Origin of the sequence: Flavobacterium sp. MEB061 (genome assembly GCF_000834715.1) — a bacterium.
In the GTDB taxonomy this organism is placed as follows: Bacteria; Bacteroidota; Bacteroidia; order Flavobacteriales; family Flavobacteriaceae; genus Flavobacterium; species Flavobacterium pectinovorum.
Genome location: NZ_JXQR01000061.1, coordinates 1 through 1,406, shown reverse-complemented (window position 1 = coordinate 1,406; position 1,406 = coordinate 1). Strand labels below are relative to the sequence as shown.

1 pseudogene is annotated in these 1,406 nt (G+C 30.9%); it reads right to left on the bottom strand.

Features of this window, described 5'->3' with window-relative positions:
• Positions 1–34 precede the first annotated feature (34 nt).
• A pseudogene (locus RT99_RS25945) lies at positions 35–1,387 on the bottom strand (IS3 family transposase).
• Between the last annotated feature and the right edge of the window lie 19 nt (positions 1,388–1,406).

Sequence of the window (1,406 nt, the reverse complement as noted above, 5' to 3'; positions counted from 1 at the left end):
TAGACTGCACCCAAAAGTTTAGACAAATTTATAATTAAGTTTGATAATAATGAGCTCGATATTTTATCGGGCTCATTTTGTTTAAATTTGATTTAATTCTTTCGTTATTATAATAGATTATATATCTATTAATTTCTTTTTTTAATTGTTCTATTGATTTGAATTTTTGAGTATAAAACATTTCAGATTTTAATATTCCAAAGAAGTTTTCAATAATTGCATTATCCAAACAGTTTCCTTTTCTTGACATACTTTGTTTGATTCCTTTTTGTTCTAATAAATGTTGGTAATGTTTCATTTGGTATTGCCAGCCTTGGTCAGAATGAAGTATTAAATTTGTATTGTTTGGTATTTTTCTAAAGGCTTTTCTCAGCATCATAACCACTTGATTGAACACTGGTCTCTCCGTAACTTCATAGCTGATTATTTCTTGATTAAACAAGTCAATTATTGGTGATAAATATAATTTGTTTCCCCCTACGTTGAACTCTGTTATATCGGTTGCCCATTTTTGATTTGGGGCTTGTGCCCTAAAATTTCGTTCCAGTATATTTGGAGCTATTTTACCATTTTCACCTTTGTAAGATTTATATTTTTTTACTCTAATAACACTTTTCAGCCCTAATAGATTCATTAATCTGAGAACTGTTTTTATGATTGATAAGCACCCCTCTGTTTTGCAGTTCATCGGTTATCCTTCTATAGCCATAGCATCCTTTATGCTTTTGATAAATGGCTTTAATCAGTTCTTTAGTTTCTTTATATTTATCAGGTGATTTACTTTGTTTTTGATGATAATAAAAACTGCTGCGCGCCATATTTGCTAGGTCCAGAAGTAATTCCAAACCAAATTTATGCCTTAATTCGTTTATGGCTTTGGATTTTTCCTGGCTTGAATTAAGGCTTGAAGCTTTTTTAGCAATTCATTCTCACAGCGAAGTCTTTCGTTTTCTTTTAGCAGTTCTTGCTCTCTTGTAAGGAGTTTGTCTGATTTACGTTTTTTGCCTTTATTATCACTCATCGATATGGGTCTGCCTCTTTGTTTTGGTTGTAATGCTGCTAGCCCAAAGTTAGCAAAATCTTTTTTCCATTTTAAAATTATGGACATATTGGGAATATTAAATCTTATGCCAGCCTGCATCAAGGAAAGAGATTCTTTTTGTATGCTATTGAGTACTTTTAGTTTAAATTCGGCTGAATAGCTTTGATTAATTCGTGGCAATAAACCAATTTTACCATATGCCTTATAAAAACTGACCCACTTACGAATATTCCATCTTGCAGTCTGTTTTAATTTTGAAACATATCCATCTGAATAATGCTTCTTTAAAACCAATTCTACACATTCTAACTTAAATGCATAGTCATACTTTACTTTTCTTTCCATAAAAAATGCCCCAAATAGT